We start from the raw sequence: 19,094 nt of genomic DNA, 5'->3' as shown, positions 1-19,094 counted from the left end.
CATGAGCATCCTCGTCGATCGCAGCACCCGGCTCCTCGTCCAGGGCATCACCGGCTCCGCCGGGAGCTTCCACGCCGAGCAGATGATGGACTACGGCACCCGCCTGGTGGCCGGCGTCACCCCGGGGCGCGGCGGCACCCGCTTCGCGAACGCCGTGCCGGTCTTCCACACCGTGGAGCGCGCCGTCCGCGAGACGGGCGCCGACGCGTCGGTGATCTTCGTGCCGCCGGCGCACGCCGCCGACGCGATCCTCGAGGCCGCCGAGGCGGGCCTCCGGCTGGTCGTCGCGATCACGGAGGGGATCCCCATCCTCGACATGGTGCGGGTGAAGCGGGCGCTCGCCGGGAACACCCGCACCCGCCTCCTCGGCCCGAACTGCCCCGGCGTGATCACCCCCGGCGAATGCAAGATCGGGATCATGCCCGGTCACATCCACCGGCCGGGCCGCGTCGGCATCGTCTCCCGCTCCGGCACCCTCACCTACGAGGCCGTCGCGCAGCTCTCCGCGCTGGGGATGGGCCAGTCCACCGCCGTGGGCATCGGCGGGGACCCCGTGCACGGGACCGGCTTCGTGGACGTCCTTCGCCTCTTCGAGGAGGACCCCGGGACCGACGCGGTGATCCTGATCGGGGAGATCGGCGGCACGGAGGAGGAGTCGGCCGCGGCCTGGATCGCCGAGCACATGACCAAGCCGGTGGTCGGCTTCATCGCCGGCCGGACCGCCCCGCCGGGCAAGCGCATGGGGCACGCGGGCGCGGTGATCTCCGGGGGGAGCGGCACCGCCGAGGCCAAGCTCGAGGCGCTCCGCCGCGCCGGCGTCGCGCTGTGCGACGGGCCGCACCTCCTCGGCCGGACGATGCGCGAGGTGCTCTCCGCGCCGGCGCGGAGAGCCCAGCACCGACGCGAGCGGCGCGGCGCGGGTGGAGTCCGGGTCGTCCCCGCACGCGCGGCCAAGGCCCCCGACCGTGAGGCGTGACCGTCCCGCGGCGCGCGGGTCGAAATACTCCGTTGCCGGCCCTGACGCCCGCCACGGTCTCCGGCCGATCGATCGGTCGCCGTCCCCGCCTCCGCGTCACGCAAATCCACACGCCGATGACCGGGCGCGGTGCCCGGCGGCCGGGCGGGGACCAGGCCGCGAACCTCCGATCCGATGTCACGCAACCTTCGCGTTGGCGCGCGCCCACCGCCGTCCCCATCCTGACGCAGGGATCCGCCGGCGCCGCCCGGCCGCGCCGACCGCGGGCTGGGTCGCGACGGTGGCGGCAAAGCGACCAGCGCCTCGCCCGGCCGGCCGCCGGAGGGGATCATGCACGTGGAAGAGCTGATGAGCAGCGCGAAGTGCTGCATCGAGGGGCAGTCCGTCCGCGACGCCGCCAGGCTGATGCGCGACGAGAACATCGGGTTCGTACCGATCTGCGACGCGCAGGGGATGCCGCTCGGCGCCGTCACGGACCGCGACCTGGCGATCCGCGTCCTCGCCGAGGGACGCGCGGCGGACGAGCGGATCGAGCAGGTCATGACGCACGATCCGGTGAGCTGCCGGCTGGGCGAGGACGTGAAGAACGCCGAGCGGCTGATGCGCCGGAGCCGGAAGTCGCGGGTGATGGTGTGCGACGAGCGCGGTCGGCTCGCTGGCGTGATCAGCCTTGCGGACATCGCCGAGGTCGAGAGCGGCACCACGACGGGCGCGACGCTGCACGAGGTGAAGAGCGATCAGCCCCCGGTGATCCACTGATCGCGCCGGCGCCCGGCCGGACCGCCGGGCGTCGCCGCTCACCCTGCCGGCGGGAGGGGGAGCCGGGGCGGGGACCCCGCACCGGCACGCGCCGCCTCATGCGCGAGGAGCCAGCGCTTGCGGTGGAGCCCGCCGGCGTATCCGGCGAGGGCGCCGTCCGCGCCGATCACGCGGTGGCAGGGCACCACGATCGCGAGCGGGTTGCGGCCGTTCGCGGCGCCGACCGCGCGCACCGCCGCAGGGCGTCCGAGCGCGCGCGCGATCTCCCCATACGAGCGGGTCTCACCGAACGGGATCTCGAGCAGGGCTGCCCAGACCGCGCGCTGGAAGGGAGTCCCCTCGAGGCGGAGCGGCAGGTCGAAGGTGGTCCGATCGCCCGCGAGGTACTCCTGGAGCTGGGCACGCGCCCGGGCGAGCACCGGCTCCACCGCGGCCGGGGCGAGGCTCCACCCGGCCGGCCGCTCACCCGCGTGTACGAGGTGCACGGCCGCGAGCGCGCCGTCCCTCGCCACCAGGCGCAGCGCGCCGAGGGCCGCCGGCGCCTCCATCCACAGCTCATGGCCCCCCGCCGTCATCGACTCGACTCCTCCGTACTGACCCGCATGCGCCTCCGACGCGGGAGAGCGGGTGGCCCCATGGTGTGCACCGGGCGCGGCGCCGGCGCGCCCCCCTCGCGACCGTGCACCTCGCGCCGCGATCGTCGGCCCGCCACGCGCGCGGCCGGGCGGGCCCCGCGGTCGAGCTACCCCGCCTGCGCCGTGCCCACCGCGCCCCGCCGAGCGACGATTCAAGACGATTCAATCGTCCAACGGGAGGTTCGGCGATGGCGGAGACCAGACGAGGCGGATTCCACGCGCTGGAGAAGAAGATCCACGACATCGAGAGCCAGGATCGCGCCACGGAGAAGAAGGCCGAGGCGGAGAAGAAGGGCAAGGTCCAGGCGCCCCCGGAGGCCGAGAAGGCCGCCGAGCGCCGTCCGCCGCCGGAGCACGACGAGTGACCCCGGCCGGGCCGCGCCGGGGCGCGCTCGCCGTCACGCGCTGAGCCGCTCCGGCGCGGCCGCCTCGACGCCCGCCGCGCCCGTCCCGAACGCCGCGTCGAGCCGCGCCGCGTCCGGCGGGCGGGTGACGAGCGAGACCGCCGGGACGACGAGGAGCGGCACGATCATCCCGATCGCGCCGGCGAGGGGGACGCCGTCGCCTCCCCAGAGCGCGAAGAGGACGCACGCGACGAGCAGGCCGACGGCGATGCCGGCCCAGACGCCGGCGCGGGTCGTGCGGCGCCAGAAGAGGCCGTAGAGGTACGGCGCGAGGAACACGGCGGAGAGCGCGCCCCAGCTCATCACCATCAGGTTCACGATCAGCGCCGGGCGGGACAGGGCGATCGCGAGGGAGAGCCCGACGAACACGGCGCACAGCGTCCGCATGAGCGCCATCGCGCGCCGCGGGTTGGCCCGGTGGTCCACGAACGCGCCGTACACGTCGATCGCGATCGCCGAGCTCGAGACGAGCACGAGCGACGACAGGCTCGACATCGACGCGGAGAAGACCATCAGCACGATCACCAGCACCAGCGCCTCGGGCAGCCCGGCGGTCGTGATGAAGTGCGGCATGATCTTGTCCCAGATCGGCCCCTGCGGACCCATCAGCGCCGGGGGCAGGCGCGGCCCGTAGTAGAGGTGGGTGAGGGCGCCGCTGAAGTAGGCGCCGAAGGACATGAAGAGGGCGAAGATGGCGGCGATCAGCACCGCGCGGTTCACGTCGGCGCGGCTGCGGATCGAGTAGAACTTCTGCACCATCTGCGGCAGCGCCCACGGGCCGAAGCTCGTGACGAGCACGAGCGCGGCGAGGGTGAGCCAGCCCGGGATGGCGAGCGCGAGCGGCGACCCCGCCCCGACCTGCTTCACCGCCACGACCCCGGGCGCCATCACCGCCGGGTCGCCGAGCAGCCGCGAGGCCGCCGCGAGGAAGCCGCCCGTCTCCGGCCGGTGCGCGAGCAGGTACACCATCAGCATCACCCCGGCGAACTCGACGATCCCGCGCACGAAGTCGCTCACCGCCACCGCGAGGTAGCCGCCCATCGTGAGGTAGACGGCGGTGATCACGGCGAGCAGCCAGAGCGCGCTCTCGTACCGGATGTGCAGCGTCATCTCGAACAGGTACGAGAGCCCCATCAGCACCGAGGCCGAGTACGGCACGAGGAAGACGAACACCACCGCGGCGGCGACGATCTGCAGCGCCCGGCTGCCGTACCGCGCCGCGAGGAACTCCGGCATGGTGAGGGCGCGCAGCCGCGCAGTCATCTCGCGGGTGCGCCCGGCGAGGAGCCGCCAGGCGAGGATCGTCCCCACCACCGTGTTGCCGAGGACGATCCACATGGTGTGGATCCCGAACCCCCACCCGAGCTTCCCCGCGTAGCCGATGAAGAGCACCGCCGAGAAGTAGGTGGTGCCGTACGCGAAGGCGCTCATCCACGGGCCGAGCGTGCGGCCGCCGATGAAGAAGTCCTGCACGTCCCGGGTCCGACGCATCGCCAGGTAGCCGATGGCGAGCATCGCGAGGACGTACAGGACGACGATCCCGACACGGACGGTGGAGGCCATCCCGGCACTCTACCGCCTCCGCATGCCCCCGATCACCTGCCGGCGCGCCGGGCGGCCGGCGGCCGTTGGCGGCGATCGGCGAGGCGGGCGGCGAGCGGTCGCGGGCGGGGCGCGGCCGCGCCGGCGACGTACCTTGCTCCCATGCGGCTCCGCGAGGCGCTCCTCGGCCAGCGCATCCCCGACTCCGAGGCGGAGCGCGAGGAGCTCGGGGCGCTCTCGGGCGTCCCCGTGCTCGGGCTCGACGCGCTCGCCTCGGCAGCGTACGGGCCGGAGGCGGCGCTCGCGCTCCTCGCCCCGCTCGGCGCGGCGGGCGCCGGCCTCATCACCCCGATCACCGGCGTGATCATCGCCCTCCTCCTCGTCGTCCAGGCGTCGTACCGGCAGACCATCGGCGCCTACCCGGACGGCGGGGGGGCGTACACGGTCGCGAAGGAGAACCTCGGAGCCGGGGCGAGCCTCCTCGCCGCCGCCGCGCTCTCCGTGGACTACATGCTGAACGTGGCGGTGGCGATCTCGGCCGGCGTGGGGGCGCTCGTCTCCGGCGTCCCCGCGCTCCAGCCGCACACGCTCGGCCTCTGCCTCGCGCTCCTCGCCCTGCTCACCCTCGCGAACCTCCGCGGCCTCCGCACCACGGGGGTCGTCTTCATGGCGCCCACCGTCGCGTTCGTCGCCTGCCTCGCCGCCGCGATCGTCGCGGGCATCGTGAAGCTCCTCGCCTCCGGCGGCCACCCGGCGGCGGTCATCCCCCCACCGCCGCTCCGCCCGCCGGCCGAGGCGGTCACCCTGTGGGTCGTCCTCCGCGCGTTCGGGAACGGGTGCACCGCCATGACGGGCGTCGAGGCGGTGTCGAACGCGGTCCCGGTGTTCCGGGAGCCGGCGCGGCGGAACGCCCGGCGCACCCTCGCGATCATCATCGGGATCCTGGTGGTGCTCCTCGCCGGGATCGCCGTCCTCGCCCACGGGTACCGGATCGGGGCGATGGACCCGGACCGCCCCGGCTACCAGAGCGTGCTCTCGCAGCTGGTCGCGGCGGTGTCCGGCCGCGGCGCCTTCTACGGCGTCTCGATCGCGAGCATCCTCGCGGTGCTGTGCCTCTCGGCGAACACGAGCTTCGCGGACTTCCCCCGCCTCTGCCGCGCCCTCGCCCTCGACCGGTACCTCCCGGAGACCTTCGCGCACGCCGGCGGTCGCCTGGTCTACTCCACCGGTGTCGTGTTCCTCGCGGGCACGGCCGCGCTCCTGCTCGTGGCGTTCCGCGGGCTGACCGAGCGGCTCGTGCCGCTCTTCGCGGTGGGCGCGTTCAGCGCGTTCACCCTCTCCCAGCTCGGGATGGTCCGGCACTGGCATCGCCGGCTGCGCGAGCCCGGCGCGCGATCGGCCCTCGGGATCAACGCCGTCGGCGCGATCGCGACCGCCGCGACGCTCGGGGTGGTGCTCGTCTCCAAGTTCGTCGAGGGCGCGTGGCTGACCGTGCTCGTCGTCCCCGCGCTCGTCCTGCTCTTCCGGCGGACGCGCCGCGCCTACGACGAGGCGGATCGGGCCGAGGCCGCCGCCGTCCTCGACCTCGAGGACGCCGCGCCGCCCGTCGCGGTCGTGCCGGTGAAGCGCCTCGACGCCGTGACCCTCAAGGCGCTGCGCTTCGCGCTCACGATCAGCCCCCGCGTGCACGCGGTGCAGGTCGTCGCCGAGGGGCACGCCCACGACGACGTGGCGCGGCGCTGGCCCGACGCGGTCGAGCGGCCGTGCCGGGCCGCCGGGCTCGCCCCGCCCGACCTCGTGGTGCTCCGCTCGCGCTACCGGCAGGTGGTCGACCCGCTGCTCGGGCACGTGCACCGGCTCGCCGCCCTCGACCCGTCGCGCTTCGTCGCGGTGCTCGTGCCGGAGCTCGTCGAGACGCGGTGGTACCACTACCTGCTCTTCAGCCACACCGCGACCGCGCTCAAGATGATGCTCCTCTTCCGCGGCGGGCCGCAGGTCGTGGTCGTGAACGCGCCCTGGTACCTCGAGCCGCGCTCGCGGCGTCGCCGCTGGCGGCGGTGGCTGCGGCGCGGGGTCGTGCCGCTCGCGATCCGGACGGCGGAGCGGTGAGGCGGCCGCTCCTCGATCACCCCTGCGGCGCGACCACTCGCCGGAACGCCTCCGGCATGCTCACGACCTTGCGCGCGGCGTAGTCGAACCAGACCAGCCCGGTGGCGACGCGCGCGATCTCCTGCTTCGTCGCCGCGTCGCGCATCCGGTAGAGCAGCTCGAGGCGGCGCGAGCGGACCTCGCCGATCGCGAGCTCCACCTCGAGGACCATCCCGTACCTCCCCTCGGCGCGGTACTGGACGGCGGCGTCGGACATCAGCAGGCCGACGCCCCCCACGTCGAGCTCGGAGGCGAACCCGTTCGCGACGAGGAAGCGGAGCCGCGCCTCGTGCGCGAGGGCGAGCACCGCGTCGTTGCCGAGGTGACCGCCGTAGTTCAGGTCGCCGACGCGGATGGGCAGCTCGGTGCGGAAGAGGCTCTGCTCGGGGAACGCGACGTCGACGCGGGGCATGCGCGGCATCAAGCCCGAAAAGCACCGCCGGCGCCAGCGCCGACCGCGGTCCGGTCGGCCGGGGTGCCCTCCGCGCACCCGTTCACCTCGACGGTGACGTGCACCAGGTCCGGGAACCCCTCGAGGCGGGCGCGGTAGTGCGCCGGCTCGCGCGGCGCGCGGGTGACCACGGAGACGATCGCCGCGAGGTGGCGGGGGCCCACGCGCCAGACGTGGAGGTCCGCGACGCGATCGTCGCGCCCGTCCTCGATCGCCGCGGCGATGGCACGGCGCTGCGCCGGCTGCACCTCGGCGTCGAGGAGCACCGCGGCGGTGTCGCGCAGGAGCCCGAGGGACCAGCGCGCGATGACCACCGAGCCGACCACCCCCATCACCGGGTCCATGAAGGTCCAGCCGAAACTCCGTCCGGCGAGGAGGGCGACGATCGCGAGCACGGAGGTGAGGGCGTCGGCGAGGACGTGGAGGTAGGCGGCGCGGCGGTTGTGATCCGGGTGGCGATCGGGCCTGTGCGCGGGGCCGTGAGGATGCGCCGGCCCGTCGTGCTCGTGCTCGTGCTCGTCCTCGTCCTCGTCCTCGTGCGCGTGCGCGTGCCCGTGCCCCTCGTGCCCGTGCTCGCCGTGATCACCGTGGGCGTGCCCGTGCTCGTGCGGCGTGTCGCGGAGGAGCAGCGCGCAGCCGAGGTTCACCGCGAGGCCGAGGACGGCGACGGCGATCGCCTCGTCGTAGTGGATGGCGACCGGCGCAGCCAAGCGCATCACGCTCTCGCCGAGCACCAGCAGCGCGACCACCGCGAGGCCGACCGCGCTCGCGAAGCCGGCGAGCGCCCCCACCTTGCCGGTGCCGAAGCTGTAGCGCGCGTCCGCGGCGTGCTTCCGCGCGTAGACGTACGCGAAGACCGCGACGCCGAGCGCCGCCGCGTGCGTCCCCATGTGCCAGCCGTCGGCGAGCAGGGCCATGGAGCCGAAGCCGATCCCGGCCACGATCTCGCCCACCATCATGGTGAGGGTGATGCCCACCACCCACCGCGTGCGCCGCTCGCCGTCCCCGCCGGCGTCCGCGCCGTACGCATGTCCGTGCCGCCACCGCGCCAGGTCCTCGACGTGCATCCAGCCTCCGGGCCGTGCTGAATAGCACTGGCGGAGGTGCCCCGCAGCACGTCGCCTGGACGGCGGATGCTCGGCGCATCGCCACCGCGATACGCGAGCCCCCCGATCGGGGGGCGATAGCCCCGCGCGCCGCAATCCCGACGACCGCCGCCCGCCCCCCCCGGCCCCCGCGCCACCCGACCGAGAGAAGTTCAACCCCGGGCCGCCTGCCCCGCCCCCGACGGAGAGAAGTTCAACCCCGGCCCGCCTGCTGGCGCGCCGACCGGGCGCGCCCGGCCGAGAGAAGTTCAACCCAATTGTTGCGTGTCTTCTAACTACCTGTAATTCCAAATGAACGCAACGTTTGCACGCTATGTTTGCGTCCCTTGATTGCCGTCAATGAGATCGTGGCGCGGATGCGGTGACATTCCGCCCGATGGCGAAGAGCGAGCTCACCGCGCGGCAGCAAACGGACCGACCCCGGACGGGTCCGACGGAGCGCCCGCGCGACAAATCTCCCGCCGTCGCAGCGAGGGAGGCGGCCCGGGGCGGGGCCGCGTAGTTCGGGGTCGCGCGGTCCTCCACACGTGCGGTCCCGGGAGGCCTCCGCATTCCGCGGGGGCCTCCGCTTTCGTCCGAACTCGCGGCGCAACCGGGACCAGGGCAGGACCCTCAGCGTGGCGAGGAGCTGCGCCCGTGCGCCCTCCGCCGCGGCGGGTCCGGCGCACAAGTTCGCGTCCAGGTTCGGGAGCGCAATCACGATCAGTACGTCGGCCCGGTGCCCCGCCTCACCCGCCGCCACCGGTGCCGGTGGTGGGGTTCGGCCCCGGCTGTGCGGCCGCACGGATGGTGATCGTCGGGTCGGGGTTGTTCGCCATCGTGCTCGTGTGCACGGTGCAGAAATACGGCACCACCGTGCCCTCGGCCGCCGTCGACGGGATCGTGAAGGTCGTCTGGCCCGTGAACGGCTTCGTGTCGAACGAGATGCCTGCCACTGCACCCGACGTGAACGAACGCTGCTGGCTCTCGCTCGTCGCCGAGTGCGGGCCGATGCTGGAGCTGTCCTGGTTGATGACGGTGACGGTCGCGCCAGGCGGGACGTCGAGGTTCTGCGGAGAGAACCGCATCCCGGAGATGGTGATGAAGAAACCGGTCGGCTGTGGGTTCGTCGGGGTCGGGGCCGGGGTCGGAGTCGGGGTCGGGGTCGAGGTCCCTCCGCCACCCCCGCAGGCCACGACGAGCCCGGCGGCGATCGCCGCGAACAGCATCAGGCGTGATGCGCGCATACTCACTCACTCCTCCGGGGCGGCATGCTGTCGCCCTCTCTCGAATCGTGATGCGCCGCGCGCTCTCCGGTGGAGCCACGCCCTATATGACGACCGCAGACCGGCCGGGGGGACGGCACGCGGGGACCCGGCCGACCGTCGCGCCGGCGGGGAGCTCTCATGGCGTGGGTGTCGCCATCACCGGCGCGCCGGGCTGCGCCCGACGAACACCACGTGGCAGGCCCCGCTCCCCCTGCCCGCGGGCACCGGGACGGCCGACGCCTCGAGGCCGCCGCGCCTCAGGCGCGCCAGGTACCGATCGTCCGGCGCAGCGGACCAGACCGCGAGTACGCCGCCCGGCCGGAGCGCGGCGGCGGCCGCGGCGATGCCTGCCGCGCCGTAGAGCCGGTCGTTCGCGGCGTGGGCGAGCGCCGCCGGCCCGTTGTCCACGTCGAGCAGGATCGCGTCGAACGCGTGCGGCCGGGCGGCCGCGATCCGGGCCGCGACGTCCCCGACCTCGAGCCGCACCCGCCGGTCCTCCAGCGGCCGTCCGGCGAGGTCCCCGAGCGTCCCGCGGTTCCACTCCGCGAGCGCGGCGACCAGCTCGACGACCGTCACGGCGCAGGTCGCCGGCAACCGATCGAGCGCGGCGCGCAGGGTGAAGCCCATCCCGAGCCCGCCGATCAGCACCGCGCGCGGCGGCCGCGCGAGCCGCTCGAGCGCGAGCGCCGCGAGGGCCTCCTCCGAGCCGTGCAGGCGGCTCGTCATCAGCACCCGCCCGGCCGCACGCACCGCCCACTCGTCGCCGTGCCGCGCGAGGACGAGCTCGGCCCCGTCCGGCGCGGCGGCCCGCTCGATCGTCTCCCAGGGGATCACGCCCGGACTCTAACCCGGCCCGAGGCCCGCGACCGGGCCCGTGCTCGAGCGCATACCCGTTCCCGTCGCCGGGTGCCGCGTGTCCCCCGTCCCGCCATCGGTCGGAGCTCGGGCCACGGGATGGAGGGCGGGTACGTACAATCGACGGTCCTGGCTCGCCGCAGGCCTCGGCCCTGGTGCCGGAGGTCCGAGGCCCGAGGCCTTCCCGTTCAAAGGTCCCGCGCCCACGACACGCCGATCACGATGTCCGGCGCGTTCGAGTCGTAGAACCAGCGCGGCCCCGGATCGCTCGCGATGCGCCCTCCCGGAGTGAAGTCCTCCGAGAGGAACACGGTCACCTCGCCGATCCGCACGCCCCCGCTCACCTGGTTGTGCGCGCGGAAGAGCGCGTACCAGGTGGTCGCCTCCGGCTGGGTCTCGTTCGCCGGCAGGCGCCACCCGGACCGCATGAGCGGCGTCGAGAGCCGGTCCTCGAGCAGGAGCGCCACCCGGCGGCCGACGCGCAGCACGAGCGACAGATCGCCGCCGGCCTGGAGCCGCCGCGGCTGGAGCGCGAACCCTTGCGGCAGCCCGGACACGACCCGCGCCGACGCCAGCGCGTGGACCGTCAGGGGCCCGGCGCGCACCGTCCCGGCGAGGCCGAGCCCGGCGTCGGCGCCGCCGCTGCCGCCGAGCCGGTGCAGCGGGCCGGTGGGAATCTTCAGGTCGAGGCGGACCGCGAGCGAGGCGCGCGGCGGCGCGCCGGACGGACCGGGCTCGACCCCGACGAGCACGAGCTGGTTGCGGACGACGAGATCGCCCAGGACGACCCCGGCGGAGTGGACGTCGGCGAGCGTGGGGCCGCCGTCCTCCGAGAGCCGAAGGTTCACCCGATCGCGCGGGAAGATCTGGCGCTGGAAGTTCGAGGACCCGATGAGCCTGTGCCAGTCCTCGATGAGCCCGTCGGTCCAGCCGCCCCAGATCACGGAGGCGTGCGCCTCGACCGTGGTCGAGAGCCGCCGCGCGAACGGCGCGCGGAGGAAGCGCCGCCACGGCACCGTCACCGCGACCTGGAGGGTGTCGTACTGTGCGTCGCCCTGGAGGCGCACGGTCCGGCCGTCGCGCGACACCACCGTCGGCTTCGACCAGTCGTTGGCGAGCCACCAGCGGACGTCGATCGCGAGCGCCGGCGGCGCCCCCGCGTCGGCGAGGGGCAGGTCGAGGAAGAGGCCCCGGAACGGGCCCGGGGTGGCGACGCCGAGGGGAGCGTCCGGAGCTGCGGCGATCACCGGAGACGCGTGAAGCGCGAGGAGGAGCGCGCCGACGAAGGCGCACAGCCTGGCCGTCCCGCGAGGAGTCATCGGTGCGGCCGGAATGTAGGCAGCCGTCCCGGGCGCTGCACCGGACCAGGGAGGTGCCGCGGGAGGACCAGGCCGCCGGAGCTCGAGGTCGAGCGGGTTCGCCGCGAGATCGGGCCCCCCGACCACTGGCATCGAGGTTCGCGCGACGTACCTTCGATGACACCGTCGCGACTCGATCGTTCACCGAGAGTGGTACCATCGACGCGAACGGTGCCCCGGGGAGCTCCCCGCGACCAGCCGATCGTCATGCGCAGCCGCCACCTCTGCGTGCTCCTCCCCGGCTTCGACGGCGACGGGCGGCTCTTCGCCCCGTTCCTCGCCGAGTCACCGCCCTGGCTCGAGCCCCGCGTCGTCGCGCTCCCCACCGACGCTCCCCGGGGCTACGACGAGCTGGAGGAGTGGCTCTGGCAACGACTTCCGACCGGCCGGCCGTTCGCGCTCCTGGCCGAGTCGTTCTCGGGCCCGCTCGCCGTCCGGGTCGCGGCGCGGCGGCCGAGGCTCCTCACGCACCTCGTGCTGGCGGCGACCTTCCTGCGCTCGCCGCTGCAGCCCTGGCTCGCCCCCTTCGGGCGCCTCGCCTGCCCCGCCCTCTTCACCTGGCCTCCCCCGGCCCTCGCCGTGCGCATCCTGCTCGCCGGCTGGGATGCGGCGCCCGCGCTAATCTCCGCCGTGCGCGACACCATGGCGAACCTGCGGCCCGAGGTCGCCGCGGCGAGAGCACGCGCGGCCCTCTCGACCGATGCGCGCAGCGCGTTCGCTCGCGTCGAGGTACCAACGCTCTGGATCGACGCCTCGGCGGACCGCCTCCTGGGCCCCGGCCACGTAGACGACGCCCTGGCTTCGCGCCCGGGCGTCCGTGCGGTGCGGATCGAAGGACCGCACACCATCCTGCAGCGCCGACCGCGCGCGTGCCTCGCCGAGATCGCGCGGTTCTTCGACGCGAGCGACGGCGCCGCTGGCCGTTGAGCCGGGCGAAGGCGCTCGACGAACGCAGGGGCTCGCGCGCGACGCGACCCCCGCAGGGATCGACCGCGGGCGCGAGGTCCGCCGCCCTCACCAGATCAGCGCGACGACCAGGACGCCGACGAGGACGAACGAGAGCGCCACCTTGACGGCGCCCCCGAGGACGAACCCGACGAACGCGCCGAGCCCGGCCCGGGCGGCGCGGGCGAGATCGGGGTTCCTCGCGTACTCGAAGACGATCGCCCCGACGGCCGGGCCGAGGATCACGCCGGGGAGACCGAGGAACAGGCCGGCGACGACGCCGACGGCGGCGCCCACCACCGCCCAGCGCGAGGCGCCGAACGCCCGCGCGCCGAGGACCCCGGCCGCGAGGTCCACGATCCAGATGAGGGCGCCGATCGCGGCGCAGACCGCGACGGTCCAGCCGGAGACGCGCTGGAAGCGTTCGGCCCACGCGACGAGGAACGCGCCGCCGACGAGGAGGGCCGAGCCCGGGATCGCGGGCAGCACCACCCCGGCGATCCCGACGACGAGGGCGGCGGCCCCGAGGACGTAGAGCAGGATCTCCACGAGCGACATATGCCGCGTCCGGCGCGCGCGGTCCACCTCCGATGGCCGACCGCCCGCGGTGCCCGCCCGCGCCCGCCCGACCGAGAGCGCCGCCCGACCGAGAGAAGTGTTCCCCCGCTCGCCCCCGCCCGCCCAACCGAGAGAAGTTTTCGTCGCAGGCCGCGGCGGCGGCCGCTGGACAAATCGCCGCGTGGTGCTCCTGCGCCGCCCCTACTTGAAGTCGTCGGAGCGCAGCCCGTACTTGCGGAGCAGCCGGTGCAGGCTCTCGCGCTCCATCCCGGCCCGCTCCGCGGCGCGGGTCACGTTCCCGCCGAACTCGGCGAGGAGGGCGACGAGGTACTCGCGGGAGATGCGGTCGCGCGCCTGCTCCACCGCCTCCCGATACGGGAGCTTCGCGAGCGCGGCCGGCTCCGGCGCGGCAGCGGGCGCGGCCGCGACCTCCGGCGGGAGATCCTGTACGCCGACCTGCGGGCCCGCCGCCACCGCGACCGCCCGCTCGACGGCGTTCTCGAGCTCGCGGACGTTCCCGGGCCAGGCGTACCCGGCGAGCCGCTCGAGCGCCTCCGGCTCGACCCCGGCGAGCTCGCGCCGGAGCGCGTGCGCGTGCTTCTCGAGGAAGTGCGCGGCGAGCAGCGGGATGTCCTCCGCGCGCTCGCGCAGCGCCGGCAGGATCACGGGGAAGACGTTCAGCCGGTAGAAGAGATCCTCCCGGAAGCGCCCCGCCTTCACCTCCTCGCGCAGATCGCGGTGCGTCGCGGCGATCACCCGCACGTCGATCTTCACGGGATGGGTGTCGCCCACCCGCCGGATCTCCCGCTCCTGAAGGGCGCGGTTCAGCTTCACCTGGGCCGGGAGCGGCAGCTCGCCGACCTCGTCGAGGAAGATCGTCCCGCCCTCCGCCTCCTCGAACAGCCCGAGCTTCGCGCCGGCGGCGCCGGTGAACGCGCCGCGGGCGTGGCCGAACAGCTCGCTCTCCACGAGGTCCGCCGGGAGCGCGCCGCAGTTCACCGGCACGAAGTGCCGCTCCCGCCGGGCGGAGTGATAGTGGATCGCCCGCGCCGCGAGCTCCTTCCCGGTGCCGGTCTCCCCGAGGAGCAGCACGGTGATGTCGAGCCCCGCCGCCTTCTCCAGGAGCGCGTACACCGCGCGCATGCTGGCGCTGCCGCCGACCAGGTTGTGGAAGCCCGCCACCGCGCCCGGCGCAGCCGCGGCCCGCGCCGCGTCGGCGAGCCGCTTGCGCTCCGCCGCGCGCGCCACGACGGCGAGGGCGGCGTCGGGGTCGAACGGCTTCTCGAGGTAGTCGAAGGCGCCCTCCTTCATCGCCCGCACCGCGTCCGACACGGTGGCGTACCCGGTCATCATCACCACCTCGGTGTCGGGCGCGTGCGCCTTCACCGCGCCGAGGAGCTCGAACCCGTCTGCCCCCGGCATCTTGATGTCGGTGACGACGACGTCGTAGGGCCGCGTCGCGACCAGGGAGAGGGCGCGCGCGCCGTCCTCGGCGGTGTCCACCGCGTAGCCGTCCACCAGGATCTTCTGGAGCAGCTTGCGCATGTTCTCCTTGTCGTCGACGACCAGGACCCTCGCCTCGCTCATGCCGCCTCCCCGCTCGCGCGATCCCCGCGCGCACGGTCCACGGGCGAGGCCGGCAGCGTGAGCGCGAACCGCGCGCCGCCGCCGGGCGCCTCGCCCGCCGAGAGCTCGCCGCCGTGCGCGCGCGCGATGGCCCGGGACACCGAGAGCCCGAGCCCGGTACCCTGCGGCTTCGTCGTGAAGAAAGGCTCGAACAGCTTCGCGCGGGCCGCCGGCGGGATCCCGGGCCCGGAGTCGTCCACCGCGACCTCGACCGCGCCGCCCCGCTCCTCGATGCGGACCTCCACGGCTCCGCCCGGCCCGGCCGCCTCGGCGGCGTTCCGCACCAGGTTCACGAGCACCTGCCGGAGCTTCCCGGGGTGGCCCAGCACGCGCGCGGTCCCCTGCACCTCCACGGCGACCGCCTCGAGGAGCCGCGCCTCCCGCAGCCGCGCGATGACGTCCTCGGCCACGCCGCGGAGGTCGACCGGTTCGCGGTTCGGCGCCGGGATCGGGCGCGAGAGGTCGAGGAGGCCGTCCACGATCTCCTTCGCCCGGAGCGCCTCCTCCTCGATCACCAGGAGGTCCTCGGCGAGCGGCCCCTCGGCGCGCTTCCGGAGCAGCTTCGCGTACCCGAGGATCACGCCGAGCGGGTTGTCGATCTCGTGCGCGACGCCGGCGGCCAGGCGGCCGATGCCGGCGAGCTTCTCCGAGCGGACGAGCTGCTCCTGGTGATTCCGCAGGGCGGCGGTCATCGCGTTCCATCGCTGCGCGAGCGCGACCAGCTCCGGGGCGCCCGTCACCTCGATCCGCGCCTCGAGATCGCCCGCCGCGATGCGGGCCGCCCCCGCGGTGAGCTGCGCGACGGGCGTCGCGATCGACCGGGCGATGGCGAGGCTCACGCCGAGGGCGATGAGCGGCGCGGCGAGCAGCAGCGCCACGAGCACCCACAGCGTGTGCCGCTCGATCCGGGCGGCCTCGTCCCGGGCCACCTCGATGCGGGCCTGGAAGCGCGCGCCGAGCTCGCGGGTGAGATCCTGGATGCGGGTCACGACCACCTGGGCCCGGCCGTGCTCCTCCTGGACCGTCGTCCGGTCGCCCCGGAGCACCGCCGGCACGATCGACTGCCGGAAGATCCGGTCGAGCGCACCGCTCTCCGCCTCGATGCCGTCCACGAGCCGCTGCTCCTCTTCGCCGCCCGCGATCCGCCGGAGGCGCGCGGTGAGGCCGAGCACGTTCGCGTGCGCCTCGGCGTAGAACCGGAGGTGGCTCTCGTCCCCGATGATGATCGTGTGCGCCTGGTGCGCGTACTGATCGCGCACGGCGCTCGCGAGCTCGAGCGAGAGGCGGACGCCCTCCTCGCGCCGCACGGTCTCGGCGAGGCTGCGGTGGATGCGGGCGGAGGCGACGATCGCCGCCGCGGACGCGGCCACCAGGAGGAGCACCAGGGCGCCGAGCCCCAGGCCGAGCCGCTTCGCCGTGCCGTACCGTTCGAGCATGTTCCGGATCACTTTACACAGGCCACGCGCTCGCCGCGCGATCGCGCAGGCCGGGAGGACGACCCACCGTGACCTGCTCCGTCACAGTGTAGCGGGAGGGGGCACGCGCCGCCGCCCAGGAAGCTCGCAAACGAGCGTGGCGTGGCCGATCCGGGTCGGCACGGCGTGTGCTGTGTGAGCCGACGAACCTCAACCCCGGAGAACCGGATGAACGCCTGGATGCTCGCCCCCTCGACGCTGCTCGCCGCCGCCCTCGCCCTCCCTGCCCCCTCCCGCGCGTGCGAGGACTGCGATCACGCGAAGAGCCACGCCGCGCACGCCGGGATGGTCGCCATGGCCGCTCCCGGGGCGAAGGGCGCGGCGCCCTCCAAGGTCGTGAAGGGCGTCCGCACGATCGAGCTCAGCGTGACCTCGGACGGCTTCGTGCCCGCCGTGGTGAAGGCGAAGGCGGGCGAGACGGTGAGGCTCGTCGTGACCCGGAAGGTCCAGCGGACCTGCGCCACCGAGATCGTGATGAAGGACTTCGGCGTGAACCAGCCGCTGCCGCTCGACAAGCCGGTCACCGTGACGGTGAAGCCGACGAAGGCGGGGGCGTACCGCTACGCCTGCGGGATGGACATGATCGCCGGCCAGCTCGTCGCCGAGTGATCGCGCCCGGCGCGCGGGCCTCCGGTGCGATCCCCGACCGGAGCCTCGCGCCGGCCCGCCAGCGCGCCAGCCAGACCGAGAGTCGTTTCGACTCATCGTCGAGCCCACCGCACGCGAGCGGCTATGTTCGCGGTCCGAGATCGGATCGGAGCCGCACGCCGATCCGCCGCGGATGCGATGATGGACGCGGGACGAGCCCCAGGCTGTCCTGAACGAGTTTGCGCTGCACCAGAGCCGACGCGATCGCAGCCGCGAGCTCCGGCGTCTCACGTGAGCGCCGGTCCGGGCTGGCTAGGGTGACAGCGCGATCGGACTATTCGCAGGCTCCGCCGCACCTCGCGGCGTGCTGGACGCGCATCAGCCACGTGCCTGGCGGGAACAGGACGTCGCGGACGCCCGCTCTCCAGGACTCGAGCGCCTCTTTGTACGCCGCGACGAACTCGGCGAGTCGCTGCAGCGCCTCGATCCGCTTCCACCCGTTCCTGCACGCGACGCGAGGGTTGAGCCCCCGCCGCGGCTCGCCGGAGGGCGGATGCGCGCGGGGCTTCTGGGCCATGACGCGGGCCACTCCGAGGAAGGATCGTCCTTCGCGCCCGAGCTCGGACGCGGCGCGATCCTCCGCGTCCCGCAGCGCCTCGCCAAGGCGCTTGCGGAACGCAGCATCCGACGCGAAGCCAGGAGGCCGACGAAGCTGAAGGCTCGCCGACGTCGGCATCCGACCGAGCTTGCGGAAGAACACCGTCGGACGTTCCGCGGCGATGGCTTCTCCGCCGATCAGGCCCGGATCGGACCAGGCGCCGGGCCACTCCCGCCCACGGCGAACGAGCCCGGCGGCGACGGGATTTGCGAGGACGTAGACCATCTTCTCGATCACCGCGTCGTCCGTCTCGAGCTTCACCGCGCTGTAGCTGTCGCGTTCCCAGAAGCCGTCCCACCGGCCGAGAGAGCAGTTCATCGCCCTGGCGACGAGGCCGTCGAGGTAGCGGTGGAACTCGGGGAGCCGCGCACGCGGATCGGTCACGACCAGGTGGAAGTGGTTCGAGAGCACGCAATACGCGTGCACCTGGATCCCGTACCGGTTCGCAGCGACCGCGAGGACGTAGCGAAAGATCGCGTCCGTGTCCTTCGAGGGCCGGAGGAAGAAGCGACGCTCCGAGCAGCGGCGCGTGACGAGGTAGGTGGCGCCCTCGAGAACCTGACGCGGAAGGGTCATGCCAGGGCGCAGGGCAACCGGCGTGCCGACGCGACACCCTTGAAATTGCGCGACGTCGCCGGTGCTGCGCGTCCGCGCGGCGGACGGGTGGTCCGCGAAAACTTCTCTCGGTCGGGGGCGAAGGGGGCGAACCGTCACCCCAGCCACTGCGGGTTGTGCGTGGTCCCGTCGTAGTGCTGCGTCGTCTTGTACTGTTCGTAGACGCCGCCCTGGGCGGCCTGCTCCGTCCGCGTGAGCAGCGCGGTGATCTCCGCCTCGGCGTAGGGCCTGAAGGCTCGCGCGGCGTCGAGCGCCTGGTCGAGGACGCGGAGGGAGTCGCAGCCGGTGATCGCGACGCTCACGGGGAGGCTCATCGCGTACCGCAGGCACTCGGCGGCCGTGACCGCGTCGCTCTCGAGGACGTGCCCGTCGCCCAGCGGCTTCATCCCGATGACGCCGATCTCCTCCTTCAGCAGCACCGGCAGGACCCGCTGCTCGAAGCTCTGGTAGTGCGCGTCCATGACGTTGAGCGGCATCTGCACCGCGTCGAGCCGCAGCCCGTTCGCGGACGCCATCCGCAGCATCTCGAGGTGGAGGTCCGGCGACTTGTGGCCGGTGAAGCCGACGAAACGGATCTTCCCCGCCTCGCGCGCCGCGCTCACGGCCTCGAGCGCCCCGCCGCGGGCGAAGATGCGCGGGGCGTCCGTGGCGCGGATGATCTCGTGGAACTGCAGGAGGTCGATCCGGTCGGTGCGCAGCCGGCGGAGCGACTCGTCGATCTGCCGGGCGGCGGCGGCGCGCGTGCGCCCGTCGATCTTGGTCATGAGGAAGGCCTTCTCCCGGTACCCGCCCTGGAGCGCCCTCCCCATGCGCACCTCGCTCTCCCCGCCGTTGTAGTCCCAGCAGTTGTCGAGGAAGTTCGCGCCCGCGTCGAGCGCGGTCCGGACGATGCGGATGGCCTCCTCCGCGCTGGGCCTGCCGAGGTGCGCGCCGCCGATCCCGATGATCGAGACGAGCTCGCCGGTGCGCCCGAGCTTGCGACGCGGGATCGAGGCCGCAGGCTTCCCCTCCCCCTGCGCGAGCGACGGGGCGATCGTCATCGCGGCGGCCAGCTCGAGGAACTCCCGACGGGTCATCATGATCGCCTCCGGCGCGGTGCGATCCACCCTGATCGCCGCTCGTCGCCGGACGGTGGGCGCGTCGCGGCG

General features: G+C 74.1%; 18 protein-coding genes. 6 read left to right on the top strand and 12 right to left on the bottom strand.

From position 1 onward, the window contains the following. Nucleotide 1: 1 nt before the first annotated feature. A complete protein-coding gene (gene sucD, locus MNZ27_RS02805; RefSeq protein WP_242392508.1) occupies nucleotides 2-976 on the top strand; it encodes a succinate--CoA ligase subunit alpha in 975 nt (324 codons plus the stop codon). Nucleotides 977-1,306: 330 nt separating this feature from the next. Further along, nucleotides 1,307-1,735, top strand: coding sequence for a CBS domain-containing protein (locus tag MNZ27_RS02800; RefSeq protein ID WP_242392507.1), 429 nt, complete (start codon nucleotides 1,307-1,309; stop codon nucleotides 1,733-1,735). Between the two features lie 38 nt (nucleotides 1,736-1,773). On the opposite strand, the gene MNZ27_RS02795 is transcribed toward MNZ27_RS02800, so the two are convergent. Beyond that, nucleotides 1,774-2,310 (bottom strand): methylated-DNA--[protein]-cysteine S-methyltransferase, encoded by a 537-nt coding sequence (locus MNZ27_RS02795; protein ID WP_242392506.1) that lies wholly within the window; start codon nucleotides 2,308-2,310, stop codon nucleotides 1,774-1,776. A gap of 248 nt (nucleotides 2,311-2,558) precedes the next feature. Here MNZ27_RS02795 and MNZ27_RS02790 point away from each other — a divergent pair, with 248 nt between their 5' ends. Then, nucleotides 2,559-2,735 carry a hypothetical protein gene (locus MNZ27_RS02790; RefSeq protein WP_242392505.1) on the top strand — a complete coding sequence of 59 codons (177 nt, stop codon included), beginning with the start codon at nucleotides 2,559-2,561 and terminating at the stop codon, nucleotides 2,733-2,735. Nucleotides 2,736-2,768: 33 nt separating this feature from the next. Here the strand turns inward: MNZ27_RS02790 and MNZ27_RS02785 are convergent, their stop codons facing one another. Continuing rightward, complete coding sequence (locus tag MNZ27_RS02785) at nucleotides 2,769-4,337, bottom strand: sodium:solute symporter family protein (protein ID WP_242392504.1); 1,569 nt, start codon at nucleotides 4,335-4,337, stop codon at nucleotides 2,769-2,771. 141 nt (nucleotides 4,338-4,478) lie between these two features. Here MNZ27_RS02785 and MNZ27_RS02780 point away from each other — a divergent pair, with 141 nt between their 5' ends. Further along, nucleotides 4,479-6,425, top strand: coding sequence for an APC family permease (locus MNZ27_RS02780; protein ID WP_242392503.1), 1,947 nt, complete (start codon nucleotides 4,479-4,481; stop codon nucleotides 6,423-6,425). A 16-nt stretch (nucleotides 6,426-6,441) separates the two neighbouring features. On the opposite strand, the gene MNZ27_RS02775 is transcribed toward MNZ27_RS02780, so the two are convergent. The 5 genes from MNZ27_RS02775 to MNZ27_RS02755 all read right to left on the bottom strand — a co-directional run bounded on the left by MNZ27_RS02775 (nucleotide 6,442) and on the right by MNZ27_RS02755 (nucleotide 11,442). Then, complete coding sequence (locus MNZ27_RS02775) at nucleotides 6,442-6,876, bottom strand: acyl-CoA thioesterase (protein ID WP_242392502.1); 435 nt, start codon at nucleotides 6,874-6,876, stop codon at nucleotides 6,442-6,444. Between the two features lie 8 nt (nucleotides 6,877-6,884). Continuing rightward, entirely contained in the window at nucleotides 6,885-7,982 is a 1,098-nt protein-coding gene (gene dmeF / locus MNZ27_RS02770; protein ID WP_242392501.1) for a CDF family Co(II)/Ni(II) efflux transporter DmeF, read from the bottom strand. 767 nt (nucleotides 7,983-8,749) lie between these two features. After that, a complete protein-coding gene (locus tag MNZ27_RS02765; RefSeq protein WP_242392500.1) occupies nucleotides 8,750-9,229 on the bottom strand; it encodes a cupredoxin domain-containing protein in 480 nt (159 codons plus the stop codon). 195 nt (nucleotides 9,230-9,424) lie between these two features. Beyond that, a complete protein-coding gene (locus MNZ27_RS02760) occupies nucleotides 9,425-10,102 on the bottom strand; it encodes a polyamine aminopropyltransferase (protein ID WP_242392499.1) in 678 nt (225 codons plus the stop codon). Nucleotides 10,103-10,311: 209 nt separating this feature from the next. Beyond that, complete coding sequence (locus MNZ27_RS02755) at nucleotides 10,312-11,442, bottom strand: DUF3187 family protein (protein ID WP_242392498.1); 1,131 nt, start codon at nucleotides 11,440-11,442, stop codon at nucleotides 10,312-10,314. A 246-nt stretch (nucleotides 11,443-11,688) separates the two neighbouring features. Here MNZ27_RS02755 and MNZ27_RS02750 point away from each other — a divergent pair, with 246 nt between their 5' ends. After that, nucleotides 11,689-12,408 carry an alpha/beta fold hydrolase gene (locus MNZ27_RS02750; RefSeq protein WP_242392497.1) on the top strand — a complete coding sequence of 240 codons (720 nt, stop codon included), beginning with the start codon at nucleotides 11,689-11,691 and terminating at the stop codon, nucleotides 12,406-12,408. An 87-nt stretch (nucleotides 12,409-12,495) separates the two neighbouring features. Here MNZ27_RS02750 and MNZ27_RS02745 read toward each other — a convergent pair whose 3' ends face one another. The 3 genes from MNZ27_RS02745 to MNZ27_RS02735 form a co-directional block, all read right to left on the bottom strand. After that, nucleotides 12,496-12,984, bottom strand: a complete 489-nt coding sequence (locus MNZ27_RS02745) for a DUF456 domain-containing protein (protein ID WP_242392496.1) — start codon at nucleotides 12,982-12,984, stop codon at nucleotides 12,496-12,498. Between the two features lie 201 nt (nucleotides 12,985-13,185). Next, the gene (locus tag MNZ27_RS02740) at nucleotides 13,186-14,571 is read right to left on the bottom strand and encodes a sigma-54-dependent transcriptional regulator (RefSeq protein ID WP_242392495.1); all 1,386 of its coding nucleotides are present in this window, start codon (nucleotides 14,569-14,571) and stop codon (nucleotides 13,186-13,188) included. Continuing rightward, on the bottom strand, nucleotides 14,568-16,046 hold the full coding sequence (locus tag MNZ27_RS02735; RefSeq protein ID WP_242392494.1) for a sensor histidine kinase: 1,479 nt from the start codon (nucleotides 16,044-16,046) through the stop codon (nucleotides 14,568-14,570). The genes MNZ27_RS02740 and MNZ27_RS02735 overlap by 4 nt, the downstream gene beginning before the upstream one ends. Before the next feature lie 207 nt (nucleotides 16,047-16,253). Here MNZ27_RS02735 and MNZ27_RS02730 point away from each other — a divergent pair, with 207 nt between their 5' ends. Continuing rightward, nucleotides 16,254-16,694, top strand: a complete 441-nt coding sequence (locus MNZ27_RS02730) for a cupredoxin domain-containing protein (RefSeq protein WP_242392493.1) — start codon at nucleotides 16,254-16,256, stop codon at nucleotides 16,692-16,694. A 313-nt stretch (nucleotides 16,695-17,007) separates the two neighbouring features. Here the strand turns inward: MNZ27_RS02730 and MNZ27_RS02725 are convergent, their stop codons facing one another. Beyond that, nucleotides 17,008-17,907, bottom strand: a complete 900-nt coding sequence (locus tag MNZ27_RS02725; RefSeq protein WP_242392492.1) for a transposase — start codon at nucleotides 17,905-17,907, stop codon at nucleotides 17,008-17,010. Between the two features lie 134 nt (nucleotides 17,908-18,041). Beyond that, nucleotides 18,042-19,052 (bottom strand): aldo/keto reductase, encoded by a 1,011-nt coding sequence (locus MNZ27_RS02720; RefSeq protein ID WP_308197896.1) that lies wholly within the window; start codon nucleotides 19,050-19,052, stop codon nucleotides 18,042-18,044. Between the last annotated feature and the right edge of the window lie 42 nt (nucleotides 19,053-19,094).

The organism is Anaeromyxobacter oryzisoli (assembly GCF_022690765.1).
GTDB lineage: Bacteria > Myxococcota > Myxococcia > Myxococcales > Anaeromyxobacteraceae > Anaeromyxobacter > Anaeromyxobacter oryzisoli.
The sequence above is the reverse complement of the archived record's forward strand: the minus strand, read 5'-3'. Positions and strand labels throughout refer to the sequence as shown.